The sequence below is a fragment of the Chryseobacterium sp. JV558 genome, from assembly GCF_033712365.1.
Lineage (GTDB): Bacteria > Bacteroidota > Bacteroidia > Flavobacteriales > Weeksellaceae > Chryseobacterium.
The window spans coordinates 192,795-210,700 of record NZ_WJHU01000003.1; the positions used below are offsets into that span (position 1 = coordinate 192,795).

Below are 17,906 nucleotides of genomic sequence, written 5' to 3' on the forward strand. Positions count from 1 at the left end.
TAAATCAATTAAGAATATGCTGTCTTTAAAAGCAGAAAATATATCTAAACAATACCGTCTGGGACAAGTCGGAACAGGAACTCTTTCTCATGATCTCAACAGGTTTTGGCATAAAGTAAGAGGAAAAGAAGATCCTTATCTGAAAATTGGAGAAGCCAATGACAGAACTACAAAAGGTCAATCTGAATACGTATGGTCTCTTCAGAATATCAATTTTGAAATTGAAAAGGGAGATGCCGTTGGAATTATTGGAAGAAATGGCGCAGGAAAATCAACACTGTTAAAGGTATTGAGTAAAGTTACAAAACCTACAACAGGACAGATTTATACCAACGGAAGAATTGCCTCTTTATTGGAAGTAGGAACAGGGTTTCATCCTGAAATGACAGGGCGTGAAAATGTTTTTCTTAATGGAGCAATCTTAGGAATGACAAGAAAGGAGATCAAGAGAAAATTCGATGAAATTGTAGATTTCTCAGGCGTTGAAAGATATATAGATACTCCTGTTAAAAGGTATTCTTCGGGAATGTATGTCCGCCTTGCTTTTGCTGTAGCAGCTCACTTAGAATCTGAAATCCTTATTGTAGATGAAGTATTGGCAGTAGGAGATGCAGAATTTCAGAAAAAATGTCTTGGTAAAATGAATGATGTAACGAGAGGAGAAGGCAGAACTATTCTTTTTGTTAGCCATAATATGACTGCTATTAAAGAATTATGTACAAAAGGAATTCTTTTAAACCATGGAAAAATTGATTATCAAGGTGATATCCTTAATACCATCATAGAATATCAAAAAAGTAGTGCAAGAGAAAGCTCTTATCAATATAATGGAAATCTGGATGAAGCAATAGGTAATGAAAATATCAGAATAAAAGAGTTTTCAGTATCTCCTATCAATGGAAATTTGTTAGATATAGATTCCGGGGTGCATGTAAAGCTTACTTTTTATAATTACTGCCCTGATATTACACTTGACACCACCTTTGAATTGAAAAATTATGATGAGTTGGTGATATTCCATGTTGGAAAATTTGTTTCATCAAAAGGAGATTCAAAAGTAGGTGAATACACTGTAGAATTTGATATTCCGACAGGACTTCTGAATGCAGGAAACTATTATTTCAAACTTTACTTTGGAAAAGATCAGAAAACACTTCTATACGGAATTGATAATTTTATCGGATTTGAAGTAGAAAATGTAAAAGTAGGAGACATCATGTATGTTTATCCTGGAATAACCAGACCTCAATTTGAATATAAAGTACAAACACCGTAATTGCTTCTAACATTCGTTTTATCATCTTATCAAAAACAACTTTATGACAGGCCCTCATATAATAAATTTGAATAAAATAGGTTCTCCCGAACTCGGATATATTACTATTTCTGAAACACAGAAAGATGTACCTTTTGATATTAAAAGGGTATATTGGACTTATTACACGCCACAGGATGTCAGCCGGGGAGGACATGCCCATAAAAACCTTCAACAGCTAATTGTTGCCGTAGCAGGAACAATTACGTTCAATACAGAAGATAAGAATGGTAAAAAAGAGGTTTTCGTATTAGACAGCCCCAATACAGGTTTATATATTCCTAAATTAGTATGGAGAGATATAAAGTTCAGCCACAGTGCTGTATTATTATGTCTGGCATCCGAACTATATGACGAGGATGACTATTTCAGAAATTATCAGGATTTTAAAAATTACCCAAATGAAATTTAACAATAAGAATGTATCCATAAGCGATAAAGCCAGAATAGGCAAAAACGTAAAAATTGGTGACAACACCGTAATTTATGACAACGTTATTATTGGTGATAATTCTATTATTGCGAATGACTGTGTCATTGGAGAGCCGCTTAATGATTATTATTTTAAAGATGATTATGTAAATCCTGAAACTATAATTGGTGAAAATGCATTAATAAGAAGTCATACGATCTTATATGCAGGTTCCCGTTTTGGTAATAATTTTTCTACAGGACACAGAGTTACGATAAGAGAAAACTCTGTTTTCGGCAATAACTGTAGATTAGGTACGGTAACAGACATACAGGGATATGTTACTTTTGGTAATAACTGCTGGCTTCACAGCAATGTTCATATAGGTCAAAAGTCTACCATAGGAAACTTTGTTTTTATTTATCCTTATGTAGTGCTTACTAATGACCCTACTCCTCCTTCTGATGTGTGTATAGGTGCTACCATCGGGGATTTTTCTCAGATAGCAGTAGGCACTGTTTTACTTCCGGGAACAACAATCGGGAAACATTGTCTGGTAGGAGCTCAATCACTGGTAGGAGGTAATTATGAAGATTATTCCCTAATTCTTGGAAATCCTGGAAAAAAAATCAAGGATGTCAGAGAAATGAAATCGAGAGACACAGGAAAATCACATTATCCGTGGCCTTATAATTTTTCAAGAGGCTTGCCTTGGGAAAATGAAGGATTTGATGTGTGGAAAAAAGAAAACGGATACGAAAACGATTAAGAAAACAATTGAAAACCAATAGTTTCAGATATGATATTTCTTTTCTGCGTGCATTTTCTGTACTCGCAGTTCTTTTCTATCATTATAAATTTCACTGGTTTAAGTCAGGATTTATCGGTGTTGACATATTTTTCGTTATTTCAGGTTTTTTAATGACCAAAATTATTTTGTCTTCTTTTGATAAAGGAAGCTTTAATATTTTAGATTTTTACAGAAGAAGAATTATCAGAATTATTCCCGCACTTTTGGGATTAGTTGTTACTTTCTCATTAGTAATATTCTTTTTTCTTCAACCGCAGATTGTCAATTTTTTCAGAAGTGCTTTTTCCAGCGTTCTGTTTTTTTCTAATATCAATTATTACTTAAACAACGGATATTTCGACTCCTCGTCTCAATACAACTTTCTATTACATTCATGGTCACTTTCCGTAGAATGGCAGTTTTATTTAATTTATCCGCTCATATTACTTCTCTTAAGAAAACTATATACAACTAAAAAGAACAGCTTTATTGCAGTCTTTTTAGCATTAGCCTTTATTTCATTTGGTGCTATGCTAATTCATAGCAGTTATGATCCTGACTTTTCTTTTTATATTTTTTATCCCAGAGCCTGGGAGATGATGTTGGGTGGACTTGCATTTCTGTTGGAAGATAAAATGCATCATATTCCGAAAAAAGTAAAGCTAGTCTTGGCTTTGACTTCTCTTTCGGCAATAATATCTTTTATTTTTCTCTTTCATGCATCTTCATGGCCTTCGTTGTATACCATCATTCCAGTATTCTTTACAGCATTGCTTATCGGCCTGAACTATGAATTCATAGCATACAAAAATAAAATAGTTACCTATCTTGGAAATATATCTTATTCCCTGTATCTGTATCACTGGCCATTGTATGTATTGATCCTGTTTTTTGAAGTGGATGTCAGTTTGAAATATCGTGTTCTAGCAATATGTGTTTCATTTATTCTTGCTATACTCTCCTACGAGGGGATTGAAAAAAGAAATTATTCTAATAAGGCTAAATTAGTTCTGACAGTCAGTCTGATTATATTCATTTTTTCATTCTCAATTACAAAAGTAGATGCTGAGAATTATACGGATGAAAATAAAAATCTGATCAATACTACCTCAAACTATAAGTATAGTAAAAAAGCTGAAGATCAATATAAAATTGACACAAAACACCTTACTCATAAAAAGGATTATAAAACGATTCTCAAAAATTTAGATATTCCTATTCCTAATAAAAAAAACATTGTTCTTTTAGGAGACAGCCATGCAGGAATGTTTTCGGAAACAGTACATAATATCTTTGCTGATACAAAAGATGTTAATCTCATTCAGATTACCGCAGATGCTACCTATCCGATGGAAAATTCTAAAGGGATTTATCCTAATCCTATCAACTATTTCAATTATATATTCAGGGAATATTTCCCAAAATATCATAAGGATATAGATCTTATTATCATTAATGCCAATTATTCAGGGTACCCTGAAAAAGAGATAAAAAATAACCTAAAAATAACCGAACAGTATTTTTCAAAATATAATATGCCTACTATTTATATAGGCATGACCGATATTTATGTGATCGATTTTCCAACGTATTACTACATCAAGAAAAAGTATAATGCAAATATGTATACGGAAGCAAAAAAATCCAGTGAAACTGAAAAATTCAACACCTTCTTAACAAACTATTTGGGGGATAAGTATATTGATTTGCTCAACACAAATGTTAATCAAGTATCTTCAGAAAATTTTCCGTACATCTATGATACCAACCATTTAACACTGTTTGGAACGGAACAATATAAAAATATCATATCACAGAAAATATACAAAACACTGAATTCCAACACAAATACACATAATTAAAGAGATGATTAAATTTTTAGACTTACAAAAAGTTAATTTAAACCACCAAGAAGAAATTGAAACCAAGCTTTCACAGGTTTTCCGTTCCGGATGGTTTCTTATGGGGCAGGAGCTTTCATCTTTTGAAAGTAATCTTTCTCAATATATAGGAGCTAAACATGCTATTGGTGTGGCCAATGGTTTAGATGCTTTACGCCTTATTCTGCGTGGATATATTGAAATGGGAATTATGGATCGTGGAGACGAAATTCTTGTACCATCCAATACTTACATAGCCTCCATTCTTGCAATTTCAGACAATGGCCTGATTCCGGTTCTTGTAGAGCCTGATATTAATAATTATAATATTGACATCACAAAAATTGAAGAAAAAATCACTTCAAAAACAAAAGGAATCCTGATTGTTCATCTATACGGACGAACTGTTTTCTCAGATCAGCTTAAAGATTTAGCAGAAAAACATCAGTTAAAATTAATAGAAGATAATGCTCAGGCTATCGGTGCAATATTGAATGGAAAAAAAACAGGCAATTTAGGAGATGCGGCCGGCTTCAGTTTTTATCCTGGAAAAAATCTGGGTGCTATTGGAGATGCTGGTGCTATTACAACCAATGATGATGATTTAGCAAAAGTAATCAGAGCATTGGCCAACTATGGATCTAATCAGAAATATGTCAATATTTATCAGGGACTCAATTCAAGATTAGATGAAATTCAGGCAGCAGTTCTGGGCGTTAAACTAAAATACATCGACGAAGAAAATACAGTAAGAAAAAATATTGCTAAAAAGTATATTGCAGAAATATCAAACCCAAAAATAATTCTTCCAGAAAACCCAGCAGATGTAAATGAGCATGTTTGGCATTTATTTGTCATCAGAACAGAAAACCGTGATGAACTTCAAAAGTATTTAACTGAAAATGGTATTCAAACATTGATACACTATCCGATCCCGCCTCATAAGCAGGATGCCTATAAAGAATGGAATGATCAGTCTTTCCCAATCAGTGAAAAAATCCATGAAGAAGTATTAAGTTTGCCTATCTCCCCTGTAATGACAGAGGAAGAAGTTGAAAAAGTAATAGAAATTGTAAATAGATTTTAAAGTTTTTTGATCAAAAAGCTTGAATTCAAAAGTAAAAATATCATGACAGAATTGCCTCTGGTTTCGATTTTATGTCTCAGTTACAACCAGGAACGGTTTGTAGTAGAATCTTTAGAAAGTTTCAAATCTCAAAATTACACAAATATTGAGATCCTGATTTGTGACGATTGTTCTAAAGACAATTCTGTAGAAATCATCAGTAATTGGATCAAAGACAATCCCCAACTGAATATCCAGTTTATTCCTCATTCTCAGAATAAAGGAATTTGTAAATCTTTGAATGAACTTCTGAATATCTCAAAAGGTAAGTATATTATTACGATAGCCCTTGATGATCTTATGGAGCCTGATAAAATTGAAAGACATGTAGCTATTCTTGAAAAATCGTCCCCTAACGAAGCTCTTGTATTTTCAAATGCCCATATAATAGACGATAATTCTGTACGCTTTCAAAACACTTTTATTCCTTATTTTCATAGATATCTGAGTATTGAATCAGGAAACTTTTACAAAAGGTTGCTTGAAGATAATTTTCTTCCCGCAATGTCATGTGTCACAAAATCTTCTTTGATAAAAGAGATTGGAGGATGGGATGAAACATTAACTTTTGAGGATTACGATATGTGGCTGAGATTAAGCCAGAAATATGACTTCATTTATGATGACACCAAATCCTGCAGCTATAGAATGCACGCCACGAATTCTCATAAAAAGAAAAACTTTTTAGATGTCTCATTCTTTGATATTTATCTGAAACACAAAGAAGAGCCTGAAATGAAAAAGAAAATTCTAAAACTTATTCATGAGGCTTATAAAGAAAACAAATTGACAGAAAGTCACAAAAAATACCTTAGAGAACTTGATAATAAAACACTTAGCGAGAAGTTAATTCTGAAGAATGTAGGAAAGTTTACTTACAACACAATGCATTATCTTCAAAAAGTTTATTATAAAAGTTGGTAACATTATTCTTAAATCAATGATAAAAAAAATAAAGCCCCTTGCATTTTATCTCCCTCAATACCATCCTGTCCCTGAAAATGACGAATGGTGGGGAAAAGGATTCACAGAATGGACGAATGTAGGAAAAGCCCAGCCTTTATTTGAAGGACATGAACAACCTATATATCCGGGAGATCTGGGATATTACGATCTACGGGTTCCCGAAGTAAGAGAACAGCAGGCTCAGATGGCAAAAGACTATGGAGTACACGGGTTTATCTATTATCACTACTGGTTTGGTAATGGCAAACAACTATTGGAACGTGTTGCAAACGATGTTTTAAAATCAGGAAAGCCAGATTTCCCGTTTTGCTTCTGCTGGGCCAATGAAACATGGTCAGGGATATGGCATGGATTATCAGAAAAGATACTGGCTAAACAGGTTTACCCAAACGAACAGGACTTAATTGCCCATTTTGAATATCTTCTTCCTTTCTTTAAAGATGAGAGGTATATAAAAGTGGACAACAAACCTCTTTTAATTATCTATGATCCTAACCATTTGAACGATGGAGATCCGCACTATATCTCCAGATTCCGCGAGCTTGCAAAGCAGAATGGATTTGATGGTTTATATGTCATGGCATCCAATAAACTCCGTGATGACCTTGATTTTCAGTCTATGGGATATGATAGTAAGATTTCTAATGCTTTTCAGAAAGCATGGATTCCTCATATTGATAAAAAAGAATACATCTCCCATTCTCAATATTATAAAAACAGAATCAAAGGATTAATCGGAATTAAGAAAAAAGAGCAGCCTAAAGTAAGAATCCAGGATGCCAAGGCAGTTGTCAATGATTTAAAGTTTGAAGAAAGCAACGTTCCTACCTACCCTTGTATCCTGCCCAATTGGGACAATACTCCAAGAAGCGGCTACAGAGGCATCATACTTGCTAATAATTCCCCGGAACTATTCGAACAACAGGTTGAAAGGGCCGCAAAATATCTTGAAGATAAAAAAGACTATCCGGAACAGTTTTTAATCGTAAAATCCTGGAACGAATGGGCAGAAGGAAATATCCTGGAACCTGACAGAAAAAATGGTTTCGGGTATTTGAATGCATTAAAAAAAATCTTGAATAAACACAGTCGAAATGAGTAAATTCAGTGTACTTATTGCCAACTATAATAATGGACATTTTTTTGAAAAATGCTACCAAAGCTTAGTTGCTCAGACTGAAACAGACTGGGAAGCTGTAATTCTGGATGACGGCTCTACGGATAATTCACTGGAGGTTATTAAAAAAATAATCGGTGATGATCAGCGTGTTAACATACATCAGAATGATCAAAACAGAGGAATCGGATATACAAAAAGGAGATTAATAGATCTTGCAGAATCAGAAGTATGTGGTTTTCTGGACCCTGATGACGCTTTGGCTCCTCACGCTTTGGAAATTGTTTTAAAAACACATTCCGATTATCCGGAAGCAGGTTTGGTTTATTCAAATTTTGTCCGTTGTGATGAAAACCTTAATCCTCTGTCTGTTCATAAAGCAAAACAAATCACAGAACTGGATCAGTCTTACTTTAACTTCAATGCAGAGATTTCGCATTTCGTTACTTTCAAAAAGAAGATTTATGAAAAAACGTCCGGCATTGATCCTTTCTTAAAAATTGCTGAAGATAAAGACTGGTACATGAAAATGTGCGAAATAGCCCCGGTTAAATATATTGATGAAGATTTATATTTATACAGAATCCATGATAGTGGGATTTCTACGACCAAAAATTCAGAAAAAGCCTTGTTCTGGCACTGGGTTGCCCTGATCAAAATGGCGGAAAGAAGAAACATAAGTGTTGAAGATCTTTTTCTTCAGAGCTATGTTCCAAAAAAGAAATATGACCAGGCACTTAACCAATTGAATCATGTAAAAAATTCAAGATGGGCAAAATTGGGAAATACAATTGGACTTTTTAAAATCTTTAAAAAACTTTAAATCTATTGATGTACCTAAAAGATTTAAAACTAACATCTTAATTAGAAAAGAAGCATATGATTATTGGTAGTGGAATTCTGGCAAATGCCGTAAGACTTTATGATAAAGAGGATGTTATTTTTTTTGCATCAGGAGTTTCCAATTCGCTGGAAAAAAATCCTGCTGAATTTGAAAGAGAAATATCCCTGCTGAAATCGGTTATTAGCCAAAATCCGGATAAAAAGCTGATCTATTTTTCCACATGCAGTATTTATGACCCCACCAAAACAGACAGCCCTTATGTTGTTCATAAAATTACGATTGAAAAAATAATTGCTGAGCAATGTTCCAGCTTTATTATTTTCAGGGTAGGAAATGCTGTAGGCCGCGGAGGAAATCCTAATACACTGATCAACTTTCTTAAAAACTCAATTCTATCAGAAAATAAGCTTACCATTCACAACAATGCAAGAAGAATCCTGATTGGTACAGATGATATTGCATCATTTGTCGGGAAGTATATGCAAGACCTCAACAATGAGATTGTCAATTTGGCCTATCCTTACCAGTATTCATTACCGGAGATTTTGTCTCAGCTGGAAAATCATCTTGCAAAAAATGCAGATTATGAAACAGTGGATGAAGGTTCCTTTTATAATATAGAATTCAACAGTCTTACAGAAGATTTTTTCGCCGGTCTGTCTCCTGATGAATACTTAAAAAAAATCTATTCATCTTATTTATAAAAGATCTTATATGATTGCTTCTGAAAGATACCATTCTGTGCCGAAAAAATAATTTTGTACCTTCGACCAGAAAATTTCGGAGATCATTAAAGCCGAAAAAGCGGAGGTTTTATTACCAACTGAAGAATAAAAAACACATTAAACCTATTGAATAAAAAATGAAAATGAATCCCAAAATATCCGTAATTGTCCCTTGCTACAAACAGGCTCAGTTTTTAGATGAATGTCTGCAGTCTATACTGGATCAGACTTATGAAAATTGGGAATGCATCATTGTCAATGACGGATCACCCGATAATACTGATGAAGTAGCTGATAAATGGGTAAAAAAAGACAATCGTTTTAAATATCTTTATAAAGAAAACGGCGGCTTATCTTCTGCAAGAAATGCTGCTCTGGAAATCGTTACCGGAGATTATATACAGTTTTTGGATTCCGATGACCTGATACACCGTGAAAAGTTTTCAAAGAGCTTTGCAGGAGACAAAGAATACCCGCTGATTGTAAGCCAATATACTATTTACAGGAACCAGACCCATCTTCCGGGCTATAAAGATGTGGAACAGAGTTTTCTTACATTTGATGGAATTGTATATGGCTGGGATCTCAGATTTTCCATTCCTATCCACTGTGCTTTGATACATAAAAAGCTTTTGGAAGGATTCCTTTTTGACACCACTCTTACCAGCTGTGAAGACTGGGTAATGTGGATTTATATCACCAAAGACAATCCTGATGCTCTTCTGATTAATGAACCCCTCGCTCATTACAGAAAAGATGTGAATGATAATATGTCCGCTGATCCGCTTAAGATCATGAAACAGCGTCTTAAAATTTTACCGACATTAAAAAAGCTTTACGGTGAAGAAGTTCATGACAAGCTGGCCTATCAAATCATAGAAGTTCGTACAACACAACTTGTACAGCAAAGAAAGGAATTTCAAAAAATGATTCCGCTGTCTGTAGTTGCAAAATATCTTTCTTTTAAAAGATTTTACTACAAGCTTTTCAGAAAGAAAGTAGATGGCTAAACCTGACGTTCAATGTACTTCAGACAACTATATTTCCATAAAAACTACACAAATGAGCTGGGTACTGCCAAACAGATATAAGCAGAAACCCTTGTAAAATTATATAACTTTAAATAAATTTATTTAGATGAGTCAATTTGTACACGTGATAATGACCAGATTCAATGTTCCTACAAAAGGCTGGAACGAAACACGTTCAGGATATAAACCTCTTACTGAAGAATGGCTGGATGACCGTTTCAGGTTATTCAGAACTTATGTACTTCCTTCTTATCAAAATCAAACCAATCAAAACTACGTCTGGCTTACATTTTTCGATACCAATACATCTGATAAGTTTAGAAAAATCATCAAAGAAATTGAAACAGAATACCCTACTTTCAAAGCAGTATTTGTAGAAGATTTTGATGTTATGAAAACGAAAGCTGTAGAGATAATCCCACAGTTTTTTACTCCTGATACAAAATTTGTGATTACCAGCGAACTGGATAACGATGATATGCTTCATCAGGATTATATAAAAACGGTACAAGAGCATTTCAAACCCATCCATGATCTGGTAATAGATTTAAGAAGAGGATATCAGCTTACCATGCTTCCGGATCGTAAAGCAGTTGTGAATGTCTATAATGAGGCAGTAAACCCTTTTGTAAGTTTAGCAGAAAGTGTAGATAATTTCAAAACAATGCTGAAAGAAAGAGCGCACAACAGCTATCGTCATTATCCGAATTTTTCTGTGGAAGACAGTAAAGAAATGTACATCCAGGTGATCCATCAGTACAACTTAATGAATGTTACCTTTAAACATAAAGCCGTTCCTGAAGTAGATTTTTCAGAATACGGGATGACAGAAGATACCAAATTTACAATAGACGGGTTCAAGACACTTCAGCATAATATTGCCAGAGTACCTTTTGTAATGGGACTTATTTTGAAAAAGATATTAAAAAAATAAGACTCATTCTGTCATGAAACTTAACAACCTCCAGATATTAAGAGGGATCTCCGCCTTATTGGTCTGTTGCTTTCATTTCCGTGAAACAATAAATCTGCCCGGGCTGGATCTTGGTAATATTCTCTTTAAAAAAGGGAGTATTGGTGTTCCCGTATTCTTTATTATCAGTGGATTTATCATGGCTTTCACCACTCAAAAAATAAATTTCAGTAAAGATTCTTTTCAGCAGATTACTTTGTTTTACAAAAGAAGGGTGATCAGAATTGTCCCGCTATATTATCTTTTGACATTCGCTGCAATGATACCTGGCGGCAGTTTTCTCCTGTATTTTCATGGAGCAGGACTCTATGAGCTTATCCATTCACTACTATTCCTTCCCACAAAGAAAGAATTTCCGGTGCTTTTCTTAGGCTGGTCCTTAAATTTTGAGATGTTCTTTTATCTAATATTCGGACTCTCATTATTTTTTAAAGAAAAAAGATATTATTTCATTGCAGGTTTCTTCATCCTTACTTCAATATTGGGATATTTTATCCATTTTGAAAATCCCTATTTACGAATGGTAACCCATTCTCTGAACCTCTATTTTGTTGTGGGAATCCTTTTTTCACTTTTACTGAATAGATTTACAATTCCAAAGAATTGGGCAGCATCACTTACTGTAGCAGGAATCGTATTATTTATATTGGTACTGCTTAGCATTATTCCTATAGATAATGATATGATAAAGCTGGCCATTATTTCCCTGTTTGTCTTTTCTTTCTTAACTTTTGATTATGTATTTCGTTTTAAAGGAAACAAGGCTTTAATATTTCTGGGAGACATCTCCTATTCATTATATCTGTCACATCCTTTTGTAGAAATTGTTCTAAAAAGATTTAAAGTTGAAGGCTACCTCAGCATTCCCTTTTTCCTTTTTAAAATTGTTATAGTCATTATAGTGGCATCACTTCTGTATTATTTTGTTGAGAAAAGAGTAACCAATTATTTAAAAATTAAATTAAAAGCATAATCCGATACAAATGAAAATTTCAGTAATTATTCCCGTTTACAATGCAGAAAAATATGTTTCACAGGCTGTAGATTCTGCTCTCCAGTTTGAAGAGGTATATGAAGTGGTCTTGGTAGAGGACAAATCTCCGGACAATGCATTGCAGGTCTGTAAGGAACTTGCTGAAAAACATGATAGGGTAAAACTTTTTCAGCATCCTGATCAAGGAAATCACGGAGCGGGTGCCAGCAGAAATTTAGGACTTGAAAAAGCGGAAGGAGACTTTATTGCTTTCCTGGATGCGGATGATTACTACCTTCCCAACCGGTTTGATGCAGAAAAAGAGTTATTTGTCAATAAAGATGTAGATGGAGTGTATGGTGCAATTGGGGTTCACTATTATTCTGAGAAAGCAAAAGAACAATATTATAAGGTCTTTGGTGACCGTCTGACTACGGTTTACAAAAAGCATTCCCCAAAAGATGTATTTCCGGGACAGCTTAATATGAGAGGAACTTTCGGACTTTTCAGCATTGATGCACTGACCATCCGTAAAAGTTCTTTGAGAAACATGGAGTATTTCTTTAAAACTCATTTAAAGCTTCATCAGGACACTGAGTTTCTTTTCAGACTCTCTTACTATCTGAATTTATATCCGGGGATTCTTGATAACGCAGTAGCCGTAAGAGGAGTTCATGAGAATAACAGAATTACCAAAATAGATTCCAGAGAAGTTAAGCCAGCCTCCACAAGAGTTGTATTGTGGAAGGAGGTCAACCGTTGGGCAGAGAATGAAAATACTATTCCTGATGATGTTAAGATTCATATCAAAAGAGTCTACAGAAGTTTCCAAATCGCCAATGCTCCGTTTTTGAAAAAATGGGGAATGATTACAAAATATCTTCTTACGGATTATAAAAGTATACGTTCAGGGCTTTATAATATAAATTTTAGAAACGATTTATTCTAACAACAGAATTAAACTAAGTATTTAGTTTAAAAATAAACCTTTAATCTTTTATCGTTTGCCAAAATGAATCTTCCGTAAAAGATCCCGCATTGGTTTTTCGATAAACTGATAAAAAACCGCAGAACTGAACAGCATAACAATAATGTAAATCATAAATACAATATCAATGCTGAACGTATATTCCTGCCATTTTAAAAACTCCCTTACCAGATAAAGAACAGGGATATGAGTAATGTATATTCCGTAACTTATTTCTCCCAGATATTCCATCGGCTTTAGCGAAAAGAGCTTACTTACTTTTCCATTGTTAGCCGAAATCAGAAGAATAGCAGGTACAAAGAGTAAAGCCATCAACCCGTTGTGGTAAAAAAGCGGAACAAACATCAGCGATACAAGGATCAGTAAAAAGACTGCAATCACCTGACGATCGTAATTTTTCTGCTTATAATTTCTCACGAAAAATATTCCCGCCAGATTTCCGATCAGAAATTCATTAAGATGCCAGAAAGGGAAATAATAAAGAAACTCATGACTTTTCGTGTGTGGTCCTTCATACGCCCCATACATTTGATAAAGGTTTGAAAACACCTGAGTGATCAGCCAGAGTCCAATGGCAAATACCCAGATCATTTTATTTTTCTTCGCGTAAAAATAATTATATAAAAACGGAAAAAGCAGATAAAAGAAAAACTCTACAGAGATAGACCATCCCGGAAAATTGAGAATCATAGCTTCTCCCGGTATCCAGCTCTGAATGCCCAATCCGTATAAAACCAGCTTATACCAATCAAACATTTCATATCTTGTCATAAAATATAACACAAGCCCCAGCATATAAAGCGGATAGATCCTGGCAAACCTGTTTTTATAAAACTCAAGATAATCTATCTTATCCTTTTTATGATAAGCAATGATCATGATAAACCCTGAAAGAATAAAGAAATAGCTTACCCCTACATTCGCTCTCAAAAAAAGATTGGAAATGTAATCTATCTTATATAAAAACAGATCTTTATTGAAATGAGAAATGACAATTGCCATTGCGGCAACAAACCTGGTAAATGTAATCTGACTTATCTTCACAGAATCGCAAAATGCTTTACTTTATCAAAACACGGCAGACTCAACGTTAACCGCTGCTTTTATTTGATATAAAGTATTAATTTTAAGGCACAAAAATAAGATTTATTATTATAATTATGTAAAACAAATTATATTTGTAGGCTACAAATGTGAAAATAGATTTAGGTATGCTTCATGAAATTTTAGCAAAACTTCAACGGAAAAGCCAGATTTCTATCCTCAAAAAACATCCTCATGTTTCTTTCAAGGGGATAAAACTTGGGATCAGTGATCATTTTATCCTGCATGAAAATATAAAGAAGGTGACCATTGGTAATGGCGTCAGTTTCAGAAATTATGTACATGTTCTTGTGCAGCAAAATGCCACTTTAGAAATCGGAAACAATTTTTTCATGAATAATTTCTGTTCCATCAACTGTTTGGACAGTATTTCAATAGGTGACAATACGTTATTCGGAGAAAATGTAAAACTGTATGATCATAACCATGCGTATCAGACCCATCCGGATTTTAAACTGTCTCACGCTGAATTCACCACAGCTCCCATCAAAATCGGAAGCAATTGCTGGCTCGGAAGTAATGTTACCGTCTTAAAAGGAGTTACCATTGGGGATAACTGTATTATTGGGGCAGGATGTACCATTTACAAAGATGTGCCTTCCAATACAACCGTGATCAATCATCAGGAATTAATCTTTAAGGAACACTAATGAAGTTTTCTATTCTTATAGCCCATTATAATAACGCTCATTTTTTCAAAGACTGTTTTGAAAGCATACTTCAGCAGACGTATACAGACTGGGAAGCCATTATTCTTGATGACGCCTCCTCTGAAAGCGAAAAGAAAATGATCCTGGAAATCATTTCAAATGATAAAAGATTTAGATTTTTTGAAAATGAAAAAAATTCCGGTGTAGGAGTCACAAAAAGTAAACTGATTGAGCTGGCGGAAGGGGAAATCTGCGGATTCCTGGATCCTGATGATGCTATACACCCGACGGCCATTGAAAAATGTATGGAGATTTTTCAGACTAAAAAAAACACAGTACTTACCTATTCAAGGTTTATGACCTGTGATCAGAATCTGAAACCTATTTCTCCGTTCAGATCTGCAATGCAGGTCCCGAATGGTGATCCTTATTTTTTTAATTTTCCGATTCAGATTGCTCATTTTGTTACTTTCAGAAAAGCAGTATATGAACAGACTGAAAAAATGAATCCGGATTTAAAAATCGGAGAAGACCAGGATCTGTACCTTAAGATGTATGAAAAAGGGAAAGTTCAGTTCATTAATGACACCAACTACCTTTATAGAACCCATCAGGGAGGAATTTCCCAGAATGACAATAAAAAGAAATCCCATGAGTATTTTGCGCAGGTGATTTTCAATACCATGAAGCGCAGAGGGCTTACAACCATCAACGGCCAGAAAATTCCTGATCATTATACAGGTGCAGATGAAATATTTGGCCTGCTGCAATATCAGCACAAGCTTCCTTTCCGCATCAAGAAAAAAATAAAAATTACTTTACAATCAATCTTCGGATAATGGTAGAAAAAAAAATAAAAATTTTGTTCAGACACCGCTCCATGGAAATGGGAGGCGTAGAAAAAGTATTGTTGGGACTCCTCAACAACCTGAATCCTGACAAATTTGAAATGACGGTATGCCTTACCCTCAACCAGGGCAAGCTGCGTGATGAACTTCCGAAACATATCAGAAAAATATATCTTACTGATGGAAAAGAGGACTTTTCCGACAACGCTCTCTTACAGAAACTTCAGCTTGTCAAGAGAAGGTTAAAACTTCGTAAACTGAAAAACAACCCTTCCATTGCAGACAAACTTATCAATGATACTTTTGATATAGAAATCGGGATGGATTACAGGGATTATGATGCGATTCTTAGTTCTACCCATAAGAATTCAAAAAAAATAGGATGGTTTCACTCTGAAATCAATGTTCCAAAATTTCAGCCTTTGGTTCCGGATATTTTAAAGAGTTTTCCGCAGTTTGATCATATGGTGTATTGCTCTCATAAAATAAAGGATATGATGCATCAGTATTATCCGAATCTCAATTATCCCGCTGAGAGTGTTATTATCAATCCTATTCCTATCGAAGAAATAAAACGCAAGGCTGAAGAAAAACTTGACAGTTTCCCTGAAGGACCTGTTTTCGCTTCTATTGGAAGACTTCATTCAAGAAAAGGATATCATAAACTTATTGAAGCCCATACAAGGCTTATCAACGAAGGATTTCATCACAGCATCATCGTCATTGGTGATGGCGACGAAATGAAGAACCTTAAAGCTCAGGTCGCAAAAAATAACGTTGAAAAGACATTTATTTTGGCTGGAAATCAGATGAACCCTTATCCGTACATCAAAAAGGCCGATTATTTCATCCTTTCTTCGGAATCTGAAGCATGGCCTTTGGTAATTGCTGAAGCATTAATCCTCCAGAAACCTATTATTGCAACGAATGTAGGTGATGTAGGGCTGATGATCAAAGACCGGGAAACGGGGTACCTCATCAGTTATGAGGTGGATGAAATGTATTCGGCAATGAAGACATTCTTTACCGATCCCAGCCTTGTTCTCCATATCAGAGAAAATCTTAAAAATATTGAAAGTCAGTTTGACAATAAGAAAATATTTGACAGCGTAGAAAATATTATTGAAACGCTGTACAAAAAATAAATTACTGTGCGGAATATCCTCCGTCGACTACAAGATTAGTTCCTGTAACCCATCTTGAGGCGTCAGACAATAGAAAAATACAAGCATTCGCTACATCTTTAGGATCACCTATTCCCAGCGGATGCTTTTTTATGATTTCTGATGAAGCTTCTTCACCAATATCTTCAAACATTTTTTCCAGAATCGGGGTATTTACCATCGCAGGGCTTATACTGTTGACACGGATTTTACTTCTGGAAAGTTCCATAGCCAACGAACGGGCTCCTGAAATCACAGCTCCTTTACTTGCAGAATAAGCAGCCTTTCCAGCCTCTCCTACCATTCCCGCAACGGAAGAAATAAATACAAAACTGGACGTTTCGTCTTTATATTTTTTTAGAGATAAAATTTTAGCAATTTCAAGTCCAGCGATAACATTTATTGAAAATATATCCTGATATAACTGAGGATTGTGCTTTTTTAATGGTAATGTTTTTTCGATACCGGCACAGTGTATAAATCCTGAAATCTTACCTAAAACTGAAACTTTATCAGCAATGATTGCTTCAAGATTGTCAGATTGGGTAATATCTTCAGCAATGATCTCAACTTTGGTTTCAGGATTCAGCAGAGAAACGGTTTTCATCAGTTCTTCCTGGTTTCTTCCCACGAGAATCAGATCTGCACCGCTTTGGCTGCATTCTACAGAACAACTTCTCCCGATCCCGGAAGAAGCGCCTGTAATGAGAATAATTTTATTTTTTAATGAGAAAGCAACCATTAATCTTCAAAATTTTCTTTTCCTATAACATTCATCAGATCTGAAACGGTTTCGATATCTTTAAAGTGCTTGGTATCAATTTTTTTGCTGAAATTTTCGTCTACAAACGCAATAACAGAAAGCAAACTGATAGAGTCATAGCTTTCCAAAGATTTTAAATTCGTTTCAGTGGTCAATGTTTCATCTTCCTCCAATTCTTCTTGTAGTTTTTCTAAAAAAACGGATGTTTTCATATTTTATAATTTTAAATGTTTGTTAT

The 17,906-nt window shown here is 34.6% G+C and carries 19 protein-coding genes; 16 read left to right on the top strand and 3 right to left on the bottom strand.

Annotated features, from left to right (window positions below):
* Window positions 1-16: 16 nt before the first annotated feature.
* The 13 genes from GFU89_RS11825 (at window position 17) to GFU89_RS11885 (ending at window position 13,101) form a co-directional block, all read left to right on the top strand.
* Window positions 17-1,276, top strand: coding sequence for an ABC transporter ATP-binding protein (locus tag GFU89_RS11825; protein WP_318847314.1), 1,260 nt, complete (start codon window positions 17-19; stop codon window positions 1,274-1,276).
* 67 nt (window positions 1,277-1,343) lie between these two features.
* Window positions 1,344-1,727, top strand: coding sequence for an FdtA/QdtA family cupin domain-containing protein (locus GFU89_RS11830; protein WP_318847315.1), 384 nt, complete (start codon window positions 1,344-1,346; stop codon window positions 1,725-1,727).
* A complete protein-coding gene (locus GFU89_RS11835; protein WP_318847316.1) occupies window positions 1,717-2,496 on the top strand; it encodes an acyltransferase in 780 nt (259 codons plus the stop codon). The genes GFU89_RS11830 and GFU89_RS11835 overlap by 11 nt, the downstream gene beginning before the upstream one ends.
* Before the next feature lie 8 nt (window positions 2,497-2,504).
* Window positions 2,505-4,379, top strand: coding sequence for an acyltransferase family protein (locus tag GFU89_RS11840; RefSeq protein ID WP_318847317.1), 1,875 nt, complete (start codon window positions 2,505-2,507; stop codon window positions 4,377-4,379).
* Window positions 4,380-4,383: 4 nt separating this feature from the next.
* A complete protein-coding gene (locus GFU89_RS11845) occupies window positions 4,384-5,484 on the top strand; it encodes a DegT/DnrJ/EryC1/StrS family aminotransferase (RefSeq protein ID WP_318847318.1) in 1,101 nt (366 codons plus the stop codon).
* A gap of 42 nt (window positions 5,485-5,526) precedes the next feature.
* Entirely contained in the window at window positions 5,527-6,447 is a 921-nt protein-coding gene (locus GFU89_RS11850; RefSeq protein WP_318847319.1) for a glycosyltransferase, read from the top strand.
* A 16-nt stretch (window positions 6,448-6,463) separates the two neighbouring features.
* Window positions 6,464-7,591, top strand: coding sequence for a glycoside hydrolase family 99-like domain-containing protein (locus GFU89_RS11855; protein WP_318847320.1), 1,128 nt, complete (start codon window positions 6,464-6,466; stop codon window positions 7,589-7,591).
* On the top strand, window positions 7,584-8,429 hold the full coding sequence (locus GFU89_RS11860; RefSeq protein WP_318847321.1) for a glycosyltransferase family 2 protein: 846 nt from the start codon (window positions 7,584-7,586) through the stop codon (window positions 8,427-8,429). The genes GFU89_RS11855 and GFU89_RS11860 overlap by 8 nt, the downstream gene beginning before the upstream one ends.
* Before the next feature lie 56 nt (window positions 8,430-8,485).
* Window positions 8,486-9,154, top strand: a complete 669-nt coding sequence (locus GFU89_RS11865; protein ID WP_318847322.1) for an NAD-dependent epimerase/dehydratase family protein — start codon at window positions 8,486-8,488, stop codon at window positions 9,152-9,154.
* Between the two features lie 164 nt (window positions 9,155-9,318).
* Complete coding sequence (locus GFU89_RS11870) at window positions 9,319-10,185, top strand: glycosyltransferase family 2 protein (RefSeq protein ID WP_318847323.1); 867 nt, start codon at window positions 9,319-9,321, stop codon at window positions 10,183-10,185.
* Between the two features lie 127 nt (window positions 10,186-10,312).
* Window positions 10,313-11,140: a glycosyltransferase gene (locus tag GFU89_RS11875; RefSeq protein WP_318847324.1), complete on the top strand. Its 828-nt coding sequence runs from the start codon at window positions 10,313-10,315 to the stop codon at window positions 11,138-11,140.
* 13 nt (window positions 11,141-11,153) lie between these two features.
* Window positions 11,154-12,152 (top strand): acyltransferase, encoded by a 999-nt coding sequence (locus tag GFU89_RS11880; RefSeq protein WP_318847325.1) that lies wholly within the window; start codon window positions 11,154-11,156, stop codon window positions 12,150-12,152.
* A gap of 10 nt (window positions 12,153-12,162) precedes the next feature.
* Complete coding sequence (locus GFU89_RS11885) at window positions 12,163-13,101, top strand: glycosyltransferase family 2 protein (protein ID WP_318847326.1); 939 nt, start codon at window positions 12,163-12,165, stop codon at window positions 13,099-13,101.
* 48 nt (window positions 13,102-13,149) lie between these two features.
* Here GFU89_RS11885 and GFU89_RS11890 read toward each other — a convergent pair whose 3' ends face one another.
* On the bottom strand, window positions 13,150-14,184 hold the full coding sequence (locus GFU89_RS11890; RefSeq protein WP_318847327.1) for an acyltransferase: 1,035 nt from the start codon (window positions 14,182-14,184) through the stop codon (window positions 13,150-13,152).
* A gap of 149 nt (window positions 14,185-14,333) precedes the next feature.
* On the opposite strand from GFU89_RS11890, the gene GFU89_RS11895 reads away from it, so the two are divergent.
* Genes GFU89_RS11895 through GFU89_RS11905 form a run of 3 tightly spaced genes read left to right on the top strand, consistent with a single transcriptional unit; the run spans window position 14,334 to window position 16,887 of the window.
* Window positions 14,334-14,894 (top strand): acyltransferase, encoded by a 561-nt coding sequence (locus GFU89_RS11895; RefSeq protein ID WP_318847328.1) that lies wholly within the window; start codon window positions 14,334-14,336, stop codon window positions 14,892-14,894.
* The gene (locus tag GFU89_RS11900; RefSeq protein ID WP_318847329.1) at window positions 14,894-15,733 is read left to right on the top strand and encodes a glycosyltransferase family 2 protein; all 840 of its coding nucleotides are present in this window, start codon (window positions 14,894-14,896) and stop codon (window positions 15,731-15,733) included. The genes GFU89_RS11895 and GFU89_RS11900 overlap by 1 nt, the downstream gene beginning before the upstream one ends.
* Complete coding sequence (locus GFU89_RS11905; RefSeq protein WP_318847330.1) at window positions 15,733-16,887, top strand: glycosyltransferase; 1,155 nt, start codon at window positions 15,733-15,735, stop codon at window positions 16,885-16,887. The genes GFU89_RS11900 and GFU89_RS11905 overlap by 1 nt, the downstream gene beginning before the upstream one ends.
* 1 nt (window position 16,888) lies before the next feature.
* Here the strand turns inward: GFU89_RS11905 and GFU89_RS11910 are convergent, their stop codons facing one another.
* A complete protein-coding gene (locus GFU89_RS11910) occupies window positions 16,889-17,647 on the bottom strand; it encodes an SDR family NAD(P)-dependent oxidoreductase (RefSeq protein ID WP_318847331.1) in 759 nt (252 codons plus the stop codon).
* Window positions 17,647-17,880: a phosphopantetheine-binding protein gene (locus GFU89_RS11915; RefSeq protein WP_047380387.1), complete on the bottom strand. Its 234-nt coding sequence runs from the start codon at window positions 17,878-17,880 to the stop codon at window positions 17,647-17,649. The genes GFU89_RS11910 and GFU89_RS11915 overlap by 1 nt, the downstream gene beginning before the upstream one ends.
* Window positions 17,881-17,906 lie beyond the last annotated feature (26 nt).